Source organism: Salinispora tropica CNB-440, from assembly GCF_000016425.1.
Classification (GTDB): Bacteria; Actinomycetota; Actinomycetes; order Mycobacteriales; family Micromonosporaceae; genus Micromonospora; species Micromonospora tropica.
This window is the reverse complement of the sequence record NC_009380.1, coordinates 1,393,384-1,411,492: the sequence shown is the minus strand read 5'-3', so window position 1 is coordinate 1,411,492 and position 18,109 is coordinate 1,393,384. Positions and strand designations below refer to the sequence as shown.

At 70.6% G+C, this 18,109-nt stretch carries 16 protein-coding genes; 5 read left to right on the top strand and 11 right to left on the bottom strand.

The annotated features are described in order from the left end of the window. Nucleotides 1–28 precede the first annotated feature (28 nt). The 4 genes from STROP_RS06285 to STROP_RS06270 are packed head-to-tail and all read right to left on the bottom strand — an operon-like array spanning nucleotide 29 to nucleotide 3,960. Nucleotides 29–892: a S1C family serine protease gene (locus tag STROP_RS06285; RefSeq protein WP_011905150.1), complete on the bottom strand. Its 864-nt coding sequence runs from the start codon at nucleotides 890–892 to the stop codon at nucleotides 29–31. A 52-nt stretch (nucleotides 893–944) separates the two neighbouring features. Continuing rightward, nucleotides 945–1,904 (bottom strand): VWA domain-containing protein, encoded by a 960-nt coding sequence (locus tag STROP_RS06280; RefSeq protein WP_011905149.1) that lies wholly within the window; start codon nucleotides 1,902–1,904, stop codon nucleotides 945–947. Next, nucleotides 1,901–2,887, bottom strand: coding sequence for a DUF58 domain-containing protein (locus tag STROP_RS06275; RefSeq protein WP_026274954.1), 987 nt, complete (start codon nucleotides 2,885–2,887; stop codon nucleotides 1,901–1,903). Before STROP_RS06275 ends, STROP_RS06280 begins: the two co-directional genes overlap by 4 nt. 26 nt (nucleotides 2,888–2,913) lie before the next feature. Beyond that, nucleotides 2,914–3,960 carry an AAA family ATPase gene (locus STROP_RS06270; RefSeq protein WP_011905147.1) on the bottom strand — a complete coding sequence of 349 codons (1,047 nt, stop codon included), beginning with the start codon at nucleotides 3,958–3,960 and terminating at the stop codon, nucleotides 2,914–2,916. 213 nt (nucleotides 3,961–4,173) lie between these two features. On the opposite strand from STROP_RS06270, the gene STROP_RS06265 reads away from it, so the two are divergent. Next, entirely contained in the window at nucleotides 4,174–5,115 is a 942-nt protein-coding gene (locus STROP_RS06265) for an endonuclease/exonuclease/phosphatase family protein (protein WP_026274955.1), read from the top strand. Nucleotides 5,116–5,125: 10 nt separating this feature from the next. Here the strand turns inward: STROP_RS06265 and cimA are convergent, their stop codons facing one another. Further along, the gene (gene cimA, locus STROP_RS06260; RefSeq protein ID WP_026274956.1) at nucleotides 5,126–6,709 is read right to left on the bottom strand and encodes a citramalate synthase; all 1,584 of its coding nucleotides are present in this window, start codon (nucleotides 6,707–6,709) and stop codon (nucleotides 5,126–5,128) included. Nucleotides 6,710–6,991: 282 nt separating this feature from the next. Here cimA and STROP_RS06255 point away from each other — a divergent pair, with 282 nt between their 5' ends. Then, nucleotides 6,992–7,387 carry a PRC-barrel domain-containing protein gene (locus STROP_RS06255; protein WP_011905144.1) on the top strand — a complete coding sequence of 132 codons (396 nt, stop codon included), beginning with the start codon at nucleotides 6,992–6,994 and terminating at the stop codon, nucleotides 7,385–7,387. Nucleotides 7,388–7,430: 43 nt separating this feature from the next. After that, nucleotides 7,431–8,159 (top strand): tyrosine-protein phosphatase, encoded by a 729-nt coding sequence (locus tag STROP_RS06250; RefSeq protein ID WP_187151584.1) that lies wholly within the window; start codon nucleotides 7,431–7,433, stop codon nucleotides 8,157–8,159. 8 nt (nucleotides 8,160–8,167) lie between these two features. On the opposite strand, the gene STROP_RS06245 is transcribed toward STROP_RS06250, so the two are convergent. After that, nucleotides 8,168–9,265 carry a branched-chain amino acid aminotransferase gene (locus tag STROP_RS06245; protein ID WP_011905142.1) on the bottom strand — a complete coding sequence of 366 codons (1,098 nt, stop codon included), beginning with the start codon at nucleotides 9,263–9,265 and terminating at the stop codon, nucleotides 8,168–8,170. Between the two features lie 242 nt (nucleotides 9,266–9,507). After that, on the bottom strand, nucleotides 9,508–10,539 hold the full coding sequence (locus STROP_RS06240) for a 3-isopropylmalate dehydrogenase (protein WP_028565384.1): 1,032 nt from the start codon (nucleotides 10,537–10,539) through the stop codon (nucleotides 9,508–9,510). A 222-nt stretch (nucleotides 10,540–10,761) separates the two neighbouring features. Between STROP_RS06240 and STROP_RS06235 the strand changes: the two genes are divergently transcribed. Both STROP_RS06235 and STROP_RS06230 read left to right on the top strand, forming a co-directional pair. After that, a complete protein-coding gene (locus STROP_RS06235; protein WP_011905140.1) occupies nucleotides 10,762–11,616 on the top strand; it encodes an FAD:protein FMN transferase in 855 nt (284 codons plus the stop codon). Between the two features lie 318 nt (nucleotides 11,617–11,934). Continuing rightward, entirely contained in the window at nucleotides 11,935–12,291 is a 357-nt protein-coding gene (locus tag STROP_RS06230) for a hypothetical protein (RefSeq protein ID WP_230582467.1), read from the top strand. Nucleotides 12,292–12,355: 64 nt separating this feature from the next. On the opposite strand, the gene serA is transcribed toward STROP_RS06230, so the two are convergent. From serA to STROP_RS06210, 4 genes are all read right to left on the bottom strand, one after another. Beyond that, nucleotides 12,356–13,951 carry a phosphoglycerate dehydrogenase gene (serA, locus tag STROP_RS06225; RefSeq protein WP_011905138.1) on the bottom strand — a complete coding sequence of 532 codons (1,596 nt, stop codon included), beginning with the start codon at nucleotides 13,949–13,951 and terminating at the stop codon, nucleotides 12,356–12,358. A 318-nt stretch (nucleotides 13,952–14,269) separates the two neighbouring features. Next, nucleotides 14,270–15,283, bottom strand: coding sequence for a ketol-acid reductoisomerase (ilvC, locus tag STROP_RS06220; RefSeq protein WP_011905137.1), 1,014 nt, complete (start codon nucleotides 15,281–15,283; stop codon nucleotides 14,270–14,272). 60 nt (nucleotides 15,284–15,343) lie between these two features. After that, the gene (ilvN, locus tag STROP_RS06215) at nucleotides 15,344–15,859 is read right to left on the bottom strand and encodes an acetolactate synthase small subunit (RefSeq protein WP_018830209.1); all 516 of its coding nucleotides are present in this window, start codon (nucleotides 15,857–15,859) and stop codon (nucleotides 15,344–15,346) included. Between the two features lie 61 nt (nucleotides 15,860–15,920). Beyond that, nucleotides 15,921–17,804 (bottom strand): acetolactate synthase large subunit, encoded by a 1,884-nt coding sequence (locus STROP_RS06210; protein ID WP_011905135.1) that lies wholly within the window; start codon nucleotides 17,802–17,804, stop codon nucleotides 15,921–15,923. Nucleotides 17,805–18,109 lie beyond the last annotated feature (305 nt).

The window sequence follows — 18,109 nt, the reverse complement described above, 5'->3', positions numbered from 1 at the left end:
TGGCCCCGGAGGTACCGCTCCGCAGACCTCAGCCCCCCTTGCCAATGATCGTGTCGGCGGTCTGCTGAACCTGCTCGATCGGGATAGCGAAGCCGATGCCGATCGACCCGTTCCCGTCGATCGTGGCGATCGCCGTGTTCACCCCGACCACCTCGCCGCGGGCGTTCACCAATGGACCCCCCGAGTTACCCGGGTTGATCGAGGCGTCGGTCTGCACCGCCGTGTGCCGGTTGTCACCGAGGCGAACCTGCCGGTCCACAGCGCTCACGATGCCGGCGGTCACGGTGCCGGCGAGGCCGAGGGGCGAACCCACAGCCAGCACCGGCTCACCAACCCGGGTCGTCCCCGGCTTCGCCAACGGCAACGCCGCCAGGCCCGCGGACGACGGCACCCGCAACACCGCGAGGTCGCTGCGGGGCTCCCGGCCCGCCACCTCGGCGGCGAACCGTCGCCCGTCCGGCAACTCCACCATTACCGAACCACTTCCCCCCTTGGCCAGGATGTGGTCGTTGGTGATGATGTGCTGCTGGTCGTCGACGGCGAAGCCGGAGCCGGTCGCGGACGCGCCGTCGGCGCCGGCGGCCAGCACCGAGACCACCCCCGCGACGGTCTGCTCGGCGGCGGTCACCAGCTCCGCCGGCACCGGCGCGGCCGAGGCGGAGGCCGCACCGGGCGCCCCGTCCTGGCTCGCCACCAGACCACCGGCCGCAGCGCCGGAGACGCTGGAGATCGCGACCAAGGCCAGCCCGACCAGCAGCCGATGGTGCCAGCGGCGAGCCCCGGCCGCCCGGGCCGAACCGGACTCGTCTGGCCGGGGCCGCCCATCCGGGCCCAGCTCGGGCGAGATGAACCAGGGGCCACGCGGTTCGCCCAGCCCGGTCTGCACTGCCATACGTACACTCCTCGTGTCGATCGGCCGCCCGCACCCAGCCACCCCGGCGGGCTCAAGGCAGGCGGGAGAACCACCGCATCGAGCCGGCCGCCGCGCCGAGCGCGAAGACCAGGCTGAGGCCGATGAACCGGGCTGAGACGTCCTGTCGCTTGGTGCGGTACCCCACCGAGCTGCCGATGTCGTCGTATACCGCGCGCAGTTCCTCGACGCTGACCGCCTCGTGGAACTGTCCGCCGGTCTCCCGGGCGACCGCGTCGAGAGTCTGCCCGTCCACCGGCACCTGGATCGGCCGACCGCCCCGGTCCACGTACCCGGAGGCGGTACCGAAGGCGATGGTGTGGACGGGAACCTCCATCTCCACCGCGTCGGCCGCCGCCTCCATCGGGTCCATACCCGAGGTGTTGGCCCCGTCGGAGAGCAGCACGATCCGGGCCGGCGGCGGGTCCTTCGCCGCCTCCCCGTCCAGCGCCTTCACCGCCCCGAGCGAGGTGTTGATCGCCTCTCCGATCGCCGTGCCCTGCACCCCGGTCGCCCCCTCGACCAGCCGATCGATCCCCTCGTCCAGCGCCTCCCGGTCGGTATCGGGCGGCACCAGGACAGCGGCGCTGCCGGCGAAGGCGACCAGGCCCACGTTGAACTCGTCGGGGAGACCGTCCACAAAGCGCCGGGCCGACTCCTTGGCGGCGGTGAGCCGGTCCGGGTCGACGTCCCCGGCGAGCATCGAGGTGGAAACGTCCACCGCCACCATCACGGTCGCCCGTTCCCGGGGAACCCGCACCTCGGCGGTGGGGCGCGCGAAGCCGACCACCAGCAACGCCAGCATCGCCAGGAAGAGCCCGGCTGGCACGTGCCGGCGCCAGGCCGGTCGCTGTGGTGCCACCCGATCCAACAGCCGCAGGTTCGTGAACCGCACCGCGTACTGACTACGGCGGCGCTGGAGCAGGGCGTAGCCGGCGGCCAGACCGAGCACGGCAAGCAGCAGCCACAGCCGGGTCGGCGAGAGCCAGATCACGCGCCACCTCCCCTTCCAGCCGGGACCGGTACGGCCGCCAGCCGGCGTTGTTGGTGCACGTGCCGCACGATGTCGGTGACCCAGTCCCGGTCGGTCCGTAGCGACAGGTGCGCCGCGCCGCCACGGCGTAGCGCCTGACGCACGTGATCCCGCTGGGCGGCAGCCGCCAGGGCGTACCGCTGGCGCAGCCGCGGGTCGCCGGTCCAGACCTCACGCCGCCGGCCGCTCTCCGGGTCCACCAGGGTGACCAGGCCGACGTCGGGCAGTTCCCACTCGCGCGGATCGGTCACCTCCACGGCGAGCACCTGATGCCGAACGGCGAGCCGCCGCAGGAGCTGTTCCCAGGGTGCGGGCTGCCCGGGCGACTCGGGCAGGCCGTCCAGGAAGTCCGAGATCACCACCACCAGCCCACGGCGGGTGGCCACCCGGCGTAAGCCGTCCAGCGCCGTGGCCAGGTCAGGTGGCGCGAGCGGTGCGGTGTCCCGGTCGTAGCCGCCGTGGCGGGGGGCCGCCAGCAGCATTCGGAGCAGCCCGAATAGATGGGTGCGGCCGCTGCCGGGTGCGTGTCGACGTAGCCCGGTCGGGGTGAGAACCGACGCGCCGAGCCGGTTTCCCACTCCGGTGGTGAGGAACCCCACCGCCGCGACGGCGGCCACCGCGAGTTCCCGCTTGTCCAGCTCGGCCGTGCCGTACTCCATGCTGACGCTGGCGTCGACGAGCAGCCAGGTGGTGAGTTCCCGGTCGGCGTCGAGCTGACGCACGTGCGGCACGGTCGTCCGCGCCGTCACTGCCCAGTCCATCCGGCGGACCTCGTCCTCGCCGGGCCGGTACTCCCGGCTGCCGGCTGGTTCACTGCCGGGCCCGGGGAGCAACCCCTGGTATCGGCCGTGCAGCAGACCGTCGAGCCGCCGGGTCACCGCCAGCTCGAGCCGGCGTAGCCGGCGGTCCCCGGCCAGGTCGGCCAGACCGGGGTCCGGCGACACCGGGCCGGCGGGCCGACCGCGCCACCTCACGCCGCCGCCAGGTTGGGCGCGGGTTCGGTTACCCCGGCGACCCGAGGCGGCGGTACCGCGTTGACCAGCCGCCGGATGACCGACTCGGCCGACACCCCGTCGGCGACCGCGTCGAAGGAAAGGACCAGCCGGTGGGCGAGCACATCGGTCGCCAACTCGCGGACGTCCTCGGGTAGGACGTACTCCCGACCCCGCAGCAGGGCCTGGGCTCGGGCGGCGGCGACCAGGCCGAGGGTGGCGCGCGGGCTCGCTCCGTAGGCGAGCAGCGGGACGACGTCGGGCAGGCCGAACCGGCCCGGGTCACGGGTGGCCAGAATCAGCCGAACCACGTACTCGGCGAGCGCGTGGTGCACGAAGACACGGCTCGCCCGGGCCTGGAGGTCGAGGAGCCGTTGCGGGTCGAGCACCGGCTGGGGGGTGGGCCGGTCGCTGCTCATCCGGTAGAGGATCGCGAGTTCGTCGGCGTCGCTCGGGTAGTCCACCACCACCTTCATCAGGAACCGGTCTCGCTGCGCCTCCGGCAGCTGGTACACCCCCTCGGACTCGATCGGGTTCTGGGTGGCCAACACCAGGAACGGCGCCGGGACCTCCCAGCTCCGCCCGCCGATCGAGACCTGCCGCTCGGCCATCGCCTCCAGCAGCGCGGACTGCACCTTCGCCGGAGCGCGGTTGATCTCGTCGGCGAGGACCAGGTTGGCCATGACCGGGCCCAGTTCGACATCGAACGCTTCCCGGGACGCGCGATAGACGCGGGTGCCGACGATGTCGGAGGGAACCAGGTCGGGGGTGAACTGGATGCGGGAGAAGCTGCCGCCGACGACGGTGGCGAGCGTCTGCGCCGCGAGCGTCTTCGCGACGCCGGGTACCCCCTCAAGGAGGCAGTGCCCGTCGGCGATGAGCGCGGTGAGCAGGCGTTCCACGAGCCGGTCCTGCCCCACTATCACGCGTCTGACCTCGGCGAGAGTCTGTCGTAGCTCGGTGCCTGCTGCGTCGGGATCGACCGGGCTGGGCCCGGGGGCCAAGGTGTCCGAGATGTCCGTCACGGTGCTTGCTTCCCGTGCCGACCGTCCGCAAACGTCGGACTTACCGCGCCGAATCGCCTAATACCGACGATGCCTCTCGAAGCAGGACAAGCTACCTCTTACACGTTAAGGCCGACCGACAGCGCCAGCGACGGACCGGTCTGGCCAGGCCTGCCCTAGGCTGCTGTCGTGGCGAAACCAGATAGCCCGCGCCGACGACCGGCGGCACGAACCCTGGCCTGTTGGCTGGCTGTCGCACCGGGTGCCGCCTGGGCGGTCGTACGCCTGCTCGGCCTCGACCGCGGGCCCCTCGTCCAGCTGCTGGCCTTCACCCCGTACGCCGCCGCGGGCAGCCTGCTGCTCCTGCTCCTGCTCCTCGCGGTGCGGCGCTGGCGGCCGGCGGCGGTGGCGGCGGTGACGACCGTGGCGCTGGTCGCCGTGGTGGCACCGCGGACGTTCGAGTCCACCCCGCCCGCCGCCACCGGCCCGGCGGTACGGCTACTGACGGCCAACCTGCTGGCCGGCTCCGCCGACGCCGAGGTACTGGTTGACCTCGTTCGCCGGCACTCGGTGGAGGTGTTGGCCGTACAGGAGTTCACCCCGGCGATCGCGGCCGAGTTGGACCGGTTGGGGCTCGAGCAGCTCCTGCCGTACCGGGAACTGCACCCCGTCGAGGGGACCCCCGGCTCCGGGCTGTACGCGCGCTACCCGATCACCGAGGGCGGTGTCCGGCACAACAGCAACGGCTGGGGTTTCCTCCAGGCATACGGGACAGTCCTCGTCCCCGAGGCGCCACCGGTCCAGGTCGAGTCGGTGCACCCCTCCGCCCCGTACGCGATCGACCAGGTCGGAAACTGGCGCCGCGACCTCGCCGCCCAACCCCCCGCCACCCCGGGCGGACAGCTGCGCATCCTCGCCGGCGACTTCAACGCCACCCTCGACCACGCCCCGCTGCGCGCCCTGCTGGACACCGGGTACGTGGACGCGGCAGACGCTGCCGGGGTCGGGCTCACCGGCACGTGGGGGCCGTACGACGGTGACCTGATTCCACCGGTGACCATCGACCACGTGCTGGTGGACCGGCGGATCGCTGTCCGGACCGCCGCGGTGTACGCGATCCCGGGCAGCGACCATCGCGCGGTCCTGACCGACCTGCGCCTCCCGCCGACCGGGTGAACCAGGACCGTCAGCCCCGAGCCCGGTCCAGCCCGTAGGTCAGGGCGTCAACCAGCGCGTCCCAACTTGCCTCCACCACGTTGGGATGCACGCCCACCGTGGTCCAGTCCCGACCAGTGTGGTCCGACGTCTCCACCAGCACCCGGGTCACCGCCCCGGTGCCGTGGCTGCCGGCCAGAATCCCCACCTTGTAGTCGGCCAACTCGAAGTCACGCAACTCGGGGTAGTGCTTGGCGAGGCCGACGCGCAGCGCCTCGTCGAGCGCGTTCACCGGGCCGTTCCCCTCCGCGGTGGCGATCACCCGCTCACCGCGTACGCGGATCTTGACGGTCGCCTCGGAGACCACCGCGCCGTCCTCGCGGTGCTCGACCAGGATGCGGTAGGACTCGAGCGTGAACGGTCGTGGCGGCGCCGCGTCGGGCAGTTCGGAACGGACCAGCAGCTCGAAGGAGGCGTCGGCCGCTTCGAACGACCAGCCCTCAGCCTCCAGCTCCTTGACCCGCTTGGTGACCCGGTTCAGGGTCTCCGGGTGGTCGGTCAGGTCGAGGCCCAGCTCCCGACTCTTGAGTTCGACGCTGGCCCGGCCGGCCATTTCGGTGACGAGGATGCGCATGCGGTTTCCCACCAGCTGCGGGTCCACGTGGTTGTAGAACAACGGATCCACCTTGATCGCACTCGCGTGCAGCCCCGCCTTGTGGGCGAAGGCCGCAGCCCCGACGTACGCCTGGTGGTCGTCAGGAGCGATGGTGGCCAGCTCGGCGATGCCGCGGGACACCCGCACCATCTGTTCCAGGCAGCCCTCGGGTACGACCGGGAATCCAAGCTTGAGTTGAAGGTTCGCCACCACGGCGAAGAGGTCGGCGTTCCCGGGTCGCTCGCCGTATCCGTTGGCCGTGCCCTGCACGTGCCGCACACCCGCCTCCACCGCGGCGATGGTGTTGGCCACCGCGCAGGCGGTGTCGTCCTGGGTGTGGATGCCGAGTTGCCCGGGCGCGACACCGAGCCGGGCGGTGAGGTCGGCGATCACGGCGGTGACCTGGGAGGGGAGCATGCCACCGTTGGTGTCGCAGAGCACGAACCGCTCAGCGCCAGCGGCGAGCGCGGTCTGCGCCACCGACGCGGTGTACCCGGGGTCGTCACGGTAGCCGTCGAAGAAGTGTTCCCCGTCGACGAAGACCCGCCGTCCCTGCGCCACCAGGTACGTCACGGTGTCGTGGACCATCGCCAGGTTCTCGTCGGCGGAGGTACGTAGGGCCCGCTGCACGTGCCGCAGGTCGGCCTTGGCGACCAACGTGACGGCGGGGGTCTCGGCGGCGAGCAGGCTGCGCACCTGCGGATCGTCGTCGACCTTTCGGCCGGCGTGACGGGTGGCGCCGAAGGCCACCAGCACCGCGTGGCGCAGGTCGAGTTCGGCGCGGGCCCGGCGGAAGAACTCGGTGTCCTTCGGTACCGCGCCCGGCCACCCTCCCTCGATGAAGCCCACACCGAACTCGTCGAGAAGCCGGGCCACCGCGAGTTTGTCGGCCACCGTATAGCTGAGCCCCTCGCGCTGGGCACCGTCGCGCAAGGTCGTGTCGTAGACCTGGAAGGTCATCAGGATCCTCTCTGCGGCAACAAAAAGACCCCCCACGGACGTGGGAGGTCTGCGCGCTCGGCGGACGAAAGGCCGGCGCGCTAGCAACGAATAATCAGTACCGTGCGGTGCACGAACCTCACTCTGCCAGCCACGAGCCCGCCAGGACGACTGAAATCCGCATTCCGGGACAGCTTTGGGCCGCTGAGCCGAACCTCTCCCGCCGGTTCCGCGGATCGGTCCCCGCGCGGTAGACCCCACACTGGTGGTGTACCCGGCGCGGCCACCGGGTAAGGCCCCGAGGTGGCCAGATCTCAGCCCGGCAGCGCCTTCGACCCGTGGCGATACCGCGCCGACACCACCGTGACCGGAATCGACCTGGCGGGCTACCAGGTCGAGGCGTGTGACGGCGGAATCGGCAAGGTGGACCAGGCCAGCCACGCGGTCAACTCCAGCTACCTCGTGGTGGACACCGGCCCGTGGTTCTTCGGTCGCAGGGTCATGCTCCCCGCCGGCACCGTCAACCACGTTGACCACAACAAACGGAAGGTCCACGTCGACCGGAGCAAGGATCAGATAAGGGCCGCGCCGGAGTACGACGAGACGGCGGACACCGACCCGGCGTACCGGGACAAGCTCGGTGGCTACTACGGCGACACGTACTCGGCTATCCCACCGGGCACCGCGCGAGAACGGTGATCGGTAGGACCACGTGCGCTCGGTCTACCGCTACCGTGTCAGAGTGGATCCGATTGAGCTAACTCAATTCGACAGCCTGTTCAACTTCCGCGACGTCGGGGGGCCCGCCGGCCAGGACGGGCGCATCGTCCGAAGTGGCCGACTCTTCCGATCGGACGCCCCACACCGGCTGGCCGGCGCCGACCGGACGGCTTTCGCCTCGTACGGCGTCCGCACCGTGCTCGACCTACGCCGGCCGTACGAGGTGGACCGGGATGGTCGGATCCCGGAATTCGCGGGGCTGACCTGGCGGCATATCCACCCAGAGCATGCCGAATGGTCCGCTACCCCGTACCAGGCCGGTGCCGATCTCGCCCGCTACCTCGCCGACCGGTACGCCGACATGGCCACGACCGGCACCGCCGGGCTGGCCGCCGCGATCGGACTGATCGCGGACGAGACCAACGCCCCACTCCTGGTGCACTGCGTCGCCGGCAAGGATCGAACCGGCATCGTCTGCGGTCTCACCCTGGCCGTGCTGGGCGTCTCCGACGACGACATCGCCACGGACTACGCGTTGAGCACCGCGGCTGGCGAGCGCTTCCGGGCCTGGTTCACCGCGACGGGCAGGGCGGTGCACCCGGCGCTGCCACCGCTGAGCTGCCCCGAGGAGGCGATGCTGCTGTTCCTCGCCGAACTGCGTGACCGCTACGGCTCGGTTGAGGGCTACCTACGCCACGCGGGTGTCACCGACGCACAGGTGGCCGCACTCCGCGACCACCTGCTGGAGTAGCCGCATCCTCAGAGCACGCGGTAGACCCAGTTCTGCGGATCCGCGGCCTTACCCCGCTGGATGTCGACGAGTTGCTGGCGTAGGGCCATGGTGACCGGGCCGGGCTCACCGCCACCGACACGGAACTCACCGTCGGCAGAGCGCACCGTCCCGACCGGATTGATCACCGCGGCCGTGCCGCAGGCGAAGACCTCGCGCAGCCGACCGCTCGCCGCGTCGGTCTGCCAGTCGGCGAACGAGATCGGATGCTCCGCCACCCGGTGGCCGGCGGCGGCAGCGAGCGTGAGCACCGACTCCCGGGTGATGCCGGGCAGGATGGTCCCGGTCAGGGGCGGGGTGACCAGGGTGCCGTCGTCGTAGACGAAGAAGAGGTTCATGCCGCCCAGTTCGTCAACGAAGCGGCGCTCCACCGCGTCCAGGAAGACGACCTGGTCGCAGCCGTGCTCGATCGCCTCTGCCTGGGCGACCAGCGAACTGGCGTAGTTGCCGCCGCACTTGGCAGCGCCGGTGCCCCCGGGCGCGGCTCGCGTGTAGTCCGGCGAGACCCAAACGGTGACCGGCTTCACCCCACCAGAAAAGTACGCACCGACCGGGGACGCGATCACCGCGTACAGGTATTCGTTGGCGGGACGCACCCCGAGGAAGACCTCGCTGGCGAACATGAACGGCCGCAGATAGAGGCTGCCGTCCTCCCCCTCGGGAATCCAGTCCCGGTCCACCTCGATCAGCCGGCGCAGCGAGTCGACGAAGGTCTGCTCGGGCAGGGTGGGCATCGCCATTCGCTGGGCGGACGCGGCGAACCGGACGGCGTTGGAGTACGGCCGGAACATCGTCACGCCACCGCTGGCGGTGCGGTACGCCTTCATGCCCTCGAAGATCTCCTGGGCGTAGTGCAGGACCGCAGCGGCCGGGTCCATCGGGATCGGCGCCCGCGCCTCGACCCGCGCGTCGTACCAGCCCTTCCCAGCGGCGTAGCGGATAGTGACCATGTGGTCGGTGAAAACCCGCCCGAAGCCCGGGTTCGCCAGCAGCGCGGCCCGGTCCGCTGCGGATACCGGCGCGGAATTCGGACGGATCTCGAACTCGAGCTTGTCACCACCGCTCATCGCGCTGACCTCCCTGGAATGGATGATGACGGCATGCGGACCCGCGTGCCGAGCTGGTGCGAGCAACTTACCCCGAACGGTCGTTCAGCGGGTAGCGGCACCCGGCGACGCCCGCTCCGGCCGGGTACCGACCGCAGGACCGCCGCGCGGATGGCTCGTCCCGGCTGTCCACCCGGCATTAGCCGGGTTTCCGGCTGCCTACACAGCGTGACTGGTCGCGGGCCGCGAAGGCGGCCAAAGGTTCAGCCGGCCGCGTGACCGGCCAGCCGATCGCCGACCTCCTCGGTACGGATCGGCACGCCCGGCACCCGCCCGGCAAGCTCCGCCGCCACGGCGGCGGTGATCCGGGATGCCGGCTCGGCGTGGCCGAGTTGGTCGAGCAGGAGCGCGGCGGAGAGTACCGCTGCCACCGGGTCGGCCAGGCCACGACCGGCGATGTCCGGCGCGGAGCCGTGCACCGGCTCGAACATCGACGGGTATGCGCGCTCCGGATTGATGCTGCCGCTGGCCGCGAGCCCGATTCCGCCGGTGACCGCGGCGGCGATATCGGTGAGGATGTCACCGAAGAGGTTGTCGGTAACCAGCACGTCGTACCGCTGGGGCTGGGTCACCAGAAACATCGCGGCCGCGTCAACGTGCTGGTATTCGGTGGTCACGTCCGGGTGCTCGGCGGCGACGTCGGCGAAGGCACGGGCCCAGAGCGAGCCGGCGTGGGTGAGCACGTTGGTCTTGTGCACGAGCGTGACCTTGCGCTGTTCCCGCCGTTCCGCCCGGTTGAACGCGTCTCGGATCACCCGCTCGACCCCGTGCCGGGTGTTCAGGCTCTCCTCGGTGGCGACCTCGGCCGCGGTACCGCGGTGTAGTGACCCGCCCGCACCGGCATACAGCCCTTCGGTGCCTTCGCGAACCACCACCAGGTCGACCTCGCCGGGCTTGACGCCACTGAGAGGACCGCTCGTACCGGCCCAGAGCCGGGCGGGACGCAGGTTGACGTACTGGTCGAAGGCGAACCGCAGCTTCAGCAGCAGGCCCCGCTCCAGCACGCCGGGCGGGACGCTCGGGTCACCGACCGCACCCAGCAGGATGGCGTCGTGCCCGGCCAGTTCTGCGAGAACCGAGTCGGGCAACACCTCGCCGGTGCGGTGGTAACGCACGGCACCCAGGTCGTACTCCGTGGCCTGCACCTTCGGGACCACCGCATCGATGACCTTGCGGGCCTGCGCGACCACCTCGGGGCCGATTCCGTCCCCAGCGACCACCGCGATCCGTGCCACGTCGACTCCTTCGCCTCGCTCTCGGCACCGACCGTACGCCCTGGTCCCGAGCATCGGTACGACCCTTCCATGATGCGGGAAAACAGATGCACAGGAGGCTTTCAGGTGACATTCATTCAGAGGTGATCTCCGCTGCCTATCCTGATCAGCAGCGGGGCCACGGGCCGCAGCCAAGGCCCAACCAGCGCCGCGACGCAACGGGACCGTCGGCCGGAAGGCGGAATGAGAATGAGGATCGACGAACAGTACCGCAGCCGCTGGCGCGGCCCGTCGCCACTCCGACCACAGCCGCGTCCGGACCTTCGCCTCGGTGGCCCCCAGCGGCAGGTCGGCGGAGCCGGCCCGACAACCGGGGAACGGATCGCCGTCACGCACACCGTCCGCACCACCATCGCCGAGTACACGTTGCTGTTCAACGCACCGGACTGGCTTGGTCGCCGGGGCGTCGGCGCGGCGCTCCGGGACGCCGTCGCGGAGCTACGCGCGATCGACCTGGCCTACGGGCCGAACCGGCCGGAGAGTCTGGTCTCACGGTTACGGCGAGGAGAGGTCAGCCCCGAGTCGTACCCGCCCCTGGCCGACCTGGTGGATCGCTGCACCGCGATGCGGGCCGCGACCGACGGCTGGTTCGACGCCTGGGCAGTTCCCGGCGGCTTCGACCCGGGAGGACTCCTGGGCGGGTGGGCGGTAGAACGGGCCGCGGCGCGGTTGCGGGCCGGGGGGATCCACGACTACGCCGTGCTCACCGGCGCCGACCTCGTCGTACGCGGGCACGCCGCGCACGGGGGACCGTGGCGCGTCTCCGTGCACCACCCCACCGACCGGCGCCAAGCACCACTGGTGTTGGAGATGACCGCTGGGGCGATCGGTACCTCCGGGGTGACCGGACGACGAGGGCACGTGGTGGACCCGCACACCGGGGAACCCGCCGACCAGTTCATCGCCGCCACCGTCGTCGGGCCGGACCTCGCCGTCGCGGACGCCTACGCCACCGCGCTCTACGCCGCCGGTCCGGCCGGGTTGGTCTGGTTCCACAGTGGGACGGACTACCGCGTCCTGCACGCCCACCGCCGCTGATCGGCGCCGCGGCGGCACCCGCCCCGCCCGGGCTCACGATCGGCCCCCACAGTCTCGGCAACTACCGTGAGGGCCGGTCAGCGACGATTGCGCGTGGCTCGCGCACCCGAGGGGTGCGGACCAGCCGGACCGGACGTCAACCTCGTCACCCGAAGACGGGCCCACATCACGGACTCAGCCAGTTACCGCATCGGTACGCTAGCGAATTGACATAACTCCACGCAAGAGGATCCACTGCGGACCCTCCTAAAGGGAGTATGGGCTGGTTGGGGTAGGGTGACTTCGACATGGCGAACGACAAATGGCACGCTGTCCGCCGTGAGTTTCGATCTAAGCGTGTGGGCTCTGGCGCCCGGGGCAACGCCCGAGGACGTACGAACAGCCGTGCGGCGGTGCCGAGCGGGGCAGCACACTGATCGCCACCCCGACCCACGGGTCGTCGAATTCTATCGGGCGATCACCGCCGCATACCCGGAGCGGCCGGGCCTGGCAGACACCCCCTGGGCGGTGACGCCGCTACACACCGCCGGCGACCACGTCGAGCTGAACCTGCATCCGACCTGCGCGGACCAGGTGCTGTTGGACATCGAGCGGCTGGCCGGCGAACACCGGCTGATGCTCTTCGACGTCCAAGACGGTTCGGTCTATCCACCGCCCAACCACACCGACAGCTAACCGCCCCGGGAGCTACCACGGCCACGGAGGGCCCGACGCGGGCCGAGCCCTCCGTGGCTCGCGATCACTCGTCGCGCAGGTCGGCAGCGCTGACCGAGGTCGCACCGACCGAATCGGCGACGGAGGTGAGGAGGTCGGCTCCGAGGGCCTGGTCAACGGTGAGGGTCATCAGCGTTTCCCCACCGGCCTCCCGACGGGCCACCTGCATCGCCGCGATGTTGACGCCGGCCTCGCCAAGCAGGGTGCCGACCGCGCCGACAACACCCGGCCGGTCGGCGTAACGGAGGAAGACGAGGATGCCCTCCGCCCCGATCTCCACGTCGAAGCCGTCCACCTCGGTCAGTTTGTTGACGTCCCGGGCACCGGTGACGCTGGTGCCGGAGACGCTCACCGTCCGGCCGTCGGGCAGGGCGCCCCGGATGGTGACCAGCACCGGTCCGTCGGCCGTCTCGGGCCTGGTAGCCAGCGACACCTCGACCCCCCGCTCGGCCGCCAGATGCGGGGCGTTGACGTAGGTGACCTGTTCCTCCACCACCGAGCTGAACAGCCCCTTGGTCGCCGCGAGCTTGAGCACCGAGACATCGTTGCTGACCACCTCGCCCCGCACCTCAACGGTCACGCTCGCGGCGATCCCGCCGGCCACCGCGGTGAAGGCCCGGCCGAGCTTCTCGGCCAGCGGCAGCAGCGGCCGGACATCCTCGGCGACCACGCCACCGGTCTGCACGTTCACCGCGTCCGGCACGAACTCACCCTGCAACGCCAGCTTCACGCTGCGGGCCACGGCGAGGCCCGCCTTGTCCTGCGCCTCGTGCGTGGAGGCGCCCAGGTGCGGGGTCGCCACCACGTTGTCGAAGGCGAACAGCGGCGATGAGGTGCAGGGCTCCTTGGCGTACACGTCAACGCCGGCCCCAGCGACCCGCCCCTCAGCGATCGCGTCCGCGAGGGCCTGCTCGTCCACGAGGCCGCCCCGGGCGGCGTTGACGATCCGCACCCCGGGCTTGACGATCGCCAGCTCCTTCTCCCCGATCAGACCCACCGTCTCCGACGTCTTCGGCAGGTGGATGGAGATGAAGTCGCTCTGGCGCAGCAGCTCCTCCAGGCCGACGAGGCGGACGCCGAGCTGCGCGGCCCGCGCCGGTTGGATGTACGGGTCATAGGCGATCAACCGGGTACCGAACGCGGCGATCCGCTGCGCGAAGAGGACACCAATACGCCCGAGGCCGACCACCCCGACGGTCTTGCCCTGTACCTCCACGCCGGTGTACTTCGACCGCTTCCACTCCCCCACCTTCAGCGCCGTGCTGGCGCTGGCGGTGTTACGCGCGACGGCGAGCAGGAGGGCGACCGCCTGCTCGGCCGCGGAGACAATGTTGGAGGTGGGGGCGTTGACGACCATGACACCGCGGGTGGTGGCCGCCGGCACCTCGACGTTGTCCAGGCCGACACCGGCCCGGGCGACCACCTTGAGCCGCGGTGCCGCGGCGATCGCCTCGGCGTCGATTCGGGTCGCACTGCGGACGATGACAGCGTCAGCTTCGGAGAGCGCCGAAAGCAGGGTCGGGCGGTCGGTGCCGTCCACATGTCGGACGTCGAAGTCGTGGGCGAGCACCTCGATGGCGGCGGGGGCGAGTTCTTCGGCGATCAGTACGACCGGATTCATTGGTCCTCTAAGTGTCGTCTAAGCGGTCGGCCGGGCGGCGGGGGCAGCGCTGCGTCCCGCCCGCGATCCGGCCATGGCCGTCCGGTGCCGGCTGCGCACCTAACAGGGATCGTAGGGGCCAATCGGGGCCGGCGCTCCGGTGATCAGGGTGAGTGCCCTCACAGCGGCCCGCCCGTCGCGGCCGGCTGCGCACCGCCCGTCGGCGCCGCAGCGCAGCCGGACGCCCGTGACCCAACGCCGGGGAGGGAGAGCGTCAGGTCACGGGCGTCCGCGGTGCCCGGGGCCCCTCGCACCAGGGACGCCCGGGGGGCCCTTGGATCAGGCGGTTTCGGTGATAGGCCGGTCGACCCAGCTCATCATGGCGCGCAACCTGCCGCCGGTCTCCTCGATCGGATGCGCCGCGCCCTCCGCCCGCCACTTGGCGAAGTTGGGGCGGCCGGCCTCGTCCTCGGCGACCCACTCCCGGGCGAACTCACCGGACTGAATCTCGCCGAGGACCGCGCGCATCCGCTCCTTGACCTGGGAGTCGATGACGCGGGGGCCGCGGGAGAGGTCGCCGTACTCGGCGGTGTCCGAGATGCTGTACCGCATCCGAGCGATGCCGCCCTCATACATGAGGTCCACGATGAGCTTCAACTCGTGCAGGCACTCGAAGTAGGCCACCTCGGGCGCGTAGCCGGCCTCGGTGAGCACCTCGAAGCCGGTCTGCACCAGCGCCGCCGCACCACCGCAGAGCACCGCCTGCTCGCCGAAGAGGTCCGTCTCGGTCTCCTCGGTGAAGGTGGTTTTGATCACGCCGGCCCGTGTGCCACCAATGGCCTTGGCGTACGCCAGAGCCAGGCCGAGTGCGCTGCCGCTGGCGTCCTGCTCGACGGCGACCAGGCAGGGCACGCCCTTGCCGTCGACGTACTGCCGGCGGACCAGGTGGCCGGGGCCCTTCGGGGCGATCATCGCCACGTCCACGTCGACCGGCGGCGTGATCAGCCCGTACCGGATGTTGAATCCGTGCCCGAACAGGAGCGCCTTGCCGGCGGTGAGGTGCGGCGCGATCGAATCGGTGTAGAGGGCGCGCTGGGCCGTATCCGGCGCGAGGATCATGATGATGTCGGCCTCGGCCGCGGCCTCGGCCGGGGTCAGCACCCGTAGTCCCTGCTCCTCCGCCTTCGGCCGGCTCTTCGACCCGGCGGGCAGACCGATCACCACCGCAACACCGGAGTCACGCAGCGACAGCGCGTGGGCGTGGCCCTGACTGCCGTACCCGATCACGGCGACCGTGCGGCCCTGGATCAGGCCCAGGTCGGCGTCGTCGTCGTAGAAAACCTCAACGCTCATGAACTTCCCTTTCGTACGGCCGCGTCCCAGCGGCCGATCGGAGATCTGGTGGGGTACGGATCAGGCGGCCCGAAGCGCCGGACCGGCGGTGATGGAGCGGGACCCACGGCCGATCGCGACCGTGCCGGACTGCACCATCTCCTTGATTCCGAAGGCCTCGAGGTCCCGGAGCAGAGCAGCCAACTTGTCCGCAGTGCCGGTCGCTTCGACGGTCAGCGTGTCCGGTGCGACGTCGACGACCCGGGCTCGGAACAGGTTCACCGTCTCCAGCACCTGACCACGGGCGCTGCGGTCGGCGCGGACCTTGACCAGCAGCAACTCCCGGGCCACCGACACCTGGGCGTCCAGCTCAACGATCTTGATGACGTTCACCAACTTGTTGAGCTGCTTGGTGACCTGCTCCAGCGGAGACGACTCAGCGTTGACCACGATGGTGATCCGGGAGACATCTGGATTCTCGGTCTCTCCGACCGCCAGACTGCCGATGTTGAAGCCGCGCCGGGAGAACAGCCCGGACACCCGGGCCAGGACCCCGGGCTTGTTCTCCACAAGCACGGAGAGCGTATGCATGGTCACAATGCTGCCTTCCTCGTCTGGTTCTCCCGGGCCCCGCGGCACCCGGTGCGATCGGCCATGGCTAGACGTCATCCTCGTCGAAGACCGGCCGGACACCACGGGCAAACATGATCTCGTCGTTGCTGGTCCCGGCGGCGACCATCGGCCACACCATGGCGTCCTTGCCGACCACGAAGTCGATGACCACCGGGGCATCGTTGATGGACATCGCCGCCTCGATCGTCTTGTCGACGTCCTTCGCCGTCTCGCAGCGCAGCCCGACGCAGCCCAGCGCCTCGGCGAGCTTGACGAAGTCCGGAATGCGATGCTTGTGCGTACCGAGGTCGGTGTTGGAGTAGCGCTCCCCGTAGAACAGTGCCTGCCACTGTCGCACCATGCCGAGATTGCCATTGTTGATCACAGCAATCTTGACCGGGATGCCCTCCAACGCGCAGGTCGCCAGCTCCTGGCTGGTCATCTGGAAGCAGCCGTCGCCGTCGATCCCCCAGACCACCGTCTCCGGCCGGCCGACCTTGGCACCCATCGCCGCCGGCACCGCGTACCCCATGGTGCCGAGGCCGCCGGAGTTCAACCACGTGCGCGGTTTCTCGTACGAGATGAACTGGGAAGCCCACATCTGGTGCTGGCCCACGCCCGCCACATACACCGCCTCCGGGCCGACGATCTCGCCGAGCCGGCTGAGCACGTACTGCGGGGAAAGCGTGCCGTCGGCCGGCTCCTCGTACCCCACTGGGTAGCGCTTGCGCAGCTCCTGCAGTTGGGACCACCAGTCGTCGAGGTCGGGCCGGTGGCCGGCAGACTGCTCGACGGTGACCGCGCCGACCAGTTCGTCGATGACGTGCCGGGCATCCCCCACGATCGGCACGTCCGCGTGCCGGTTCTTGCCGATCTCGGCCGGGTCGATGTCGGCGTGCACCACGGTCGCGTCGGGAGCGAACGAGTCCGGCTGGCCGGTCACCCGGTCGTCGAACCTCGCCCCCAACGCGATGATCAGATCCGCCTTCTGGAGACCGTAGACCGCCGCGACCGTCCCGTGCATGCCGGGCATGCCCAGGTGCTGCGGGTGTGAGTCGGGGAACGCGCCGAGCGCCATCAAGGTGGTGACCACCGGGATCCCGGTCAGTTCGGCGAGCTGGCGCAGCCCGTCGGTCGCGCCGGCCTTGAGCACGCCACCACCGACGTAGAGCACCGGCCGGCGGGCGATGGCCATCAGCCGGGCCGCCTCCCGGATCTGCTTACCGTGCGGGTGCAGCGTCGGCCGATAGCCGGGCAGGTCGAGCGTCGGCGGCCAGGTGAAGACGGTCGACGCCTGGAGGACGTCCTTGGGGATGTCCACCAGAACGGGGCCGGGCCGGCCGGTTGCGGCGAGGTGGAACGCCTCGGCGAGCACCCGGGGCAGCTCCTCGGCGCTCTGAACCAGGAAGTTGTGCTTGGTGATCGGCAGCGTGATGCCCTGGATATCCGCCTCCTGGAAGGCGTCCGTGCCGATCGACGGCCGGGCGACCTGGCCGGTGATCGCCACCAGCGGCACTGAATCCATGTACGCGTCGGCTATCGGCGTCACCAGGTTGGTCGCACCGGGCCCGGAGGTGGCGACGCAGACGCCGACCCGCCCGGTCGCCTGCGCGTACCCGGTGGCCGCGTGCCCGGCGCCCTGCTCGTGCCGGACCAGGATGTGCCGGACCGTGGAGTCGTACAACGGGTCGTACGCCGGCAGGATCGAGCCGCCGGGAATGCCGAAGATGACATCGACGCCGAGCGCTTCAAGGCATCGCACGAGGGAGCCGGCACCGGAGACCTGGGCGGGGGCGGGGGCAGGGGTGCGTACCGCCGGAACGGTCGGGGTGGCCGCTCCGCGGGGTCGGTCGGTGTCGCGGGGCTGCTCGACGGCCGCACGGGCCCGCCGGGCGGAGTTGGCGAGGGTCTCGGGTGTGGGTCTCGTCATGGCGGTTCAGGCCTTCGGCTGGAGGGTGCGATGGGTACTGCGGTGGAACGCCGGCGGAGCGCCCGGCGGATCTGACGGCAACAAAAAAGCCCGCGTGCGGGATGCACGGGGCCAGCGCACTCTCAGTGGGAGAGTGCGCTCAGGTAAGTACTCGCAGCGACCGGTACGACGACATGGCGACAAGCATGCCGGCTCTCAAGCAATGAGTCAAACGTTCCCACATTCTGGTTAACGGATCCGTCGAAACTCCCCGTCCAGCGGATTCAGCACCGCCGGCCCGGCCCGCCGTGACCCGGGCCGGCTCC

Bases quoted from the DNA above. Each gene is read 5' to 3' on its own strand.
- STROP_RS06285 (WP_011905150.1), bottom strand. From the start codon at position 892: ATGGCAGTGCAGACCGGGCTGGGCGAACCGCGTGGCCCCTGGTTCATC.
- cimA (WP_026274956.1), bottom strand. From the start codon at position 6,709: ATGACCTTCCAGGTCTACGACACGACCTTGCGCGACGGTGCCCAGCGC.
- STROP_RS06245 (WP_011905142.1), bottom strand. From the start codon at position 9,265: ATGAGCGGTGGTGACAAGCTCGAGTTCGAGATCCGTCCGAATTCCGCG.
- STROP_RS06235 (WP_011905140.1), top strand. From the start codon at position 10,762: ATGAGAATGAGGATCGACGAACAGTACCGCAGCCGCTGGCGCGGCCCG.
- serA (WP_011905138.1), bottom strand. From the start codon at position 13,951: ATGAATCCGGTCGTACTGATCGCCGAAGAACTCGCCCCCGCCGCCATC.
- ilvC (WP_011905137.1), bottom strand. From the start codon at position 15,283: ATGAGCGTTGAGGTTTTCTACGACGACGACGCCGACCTGGGCCTGATC.
- STROP_RS06210 (WP_011905135.1), bottom strand. From the start codon at position 17,804: ATGACGAGACCCACACCCGAGACCCTCGCCAACTCCGCCCGGCGGGCC.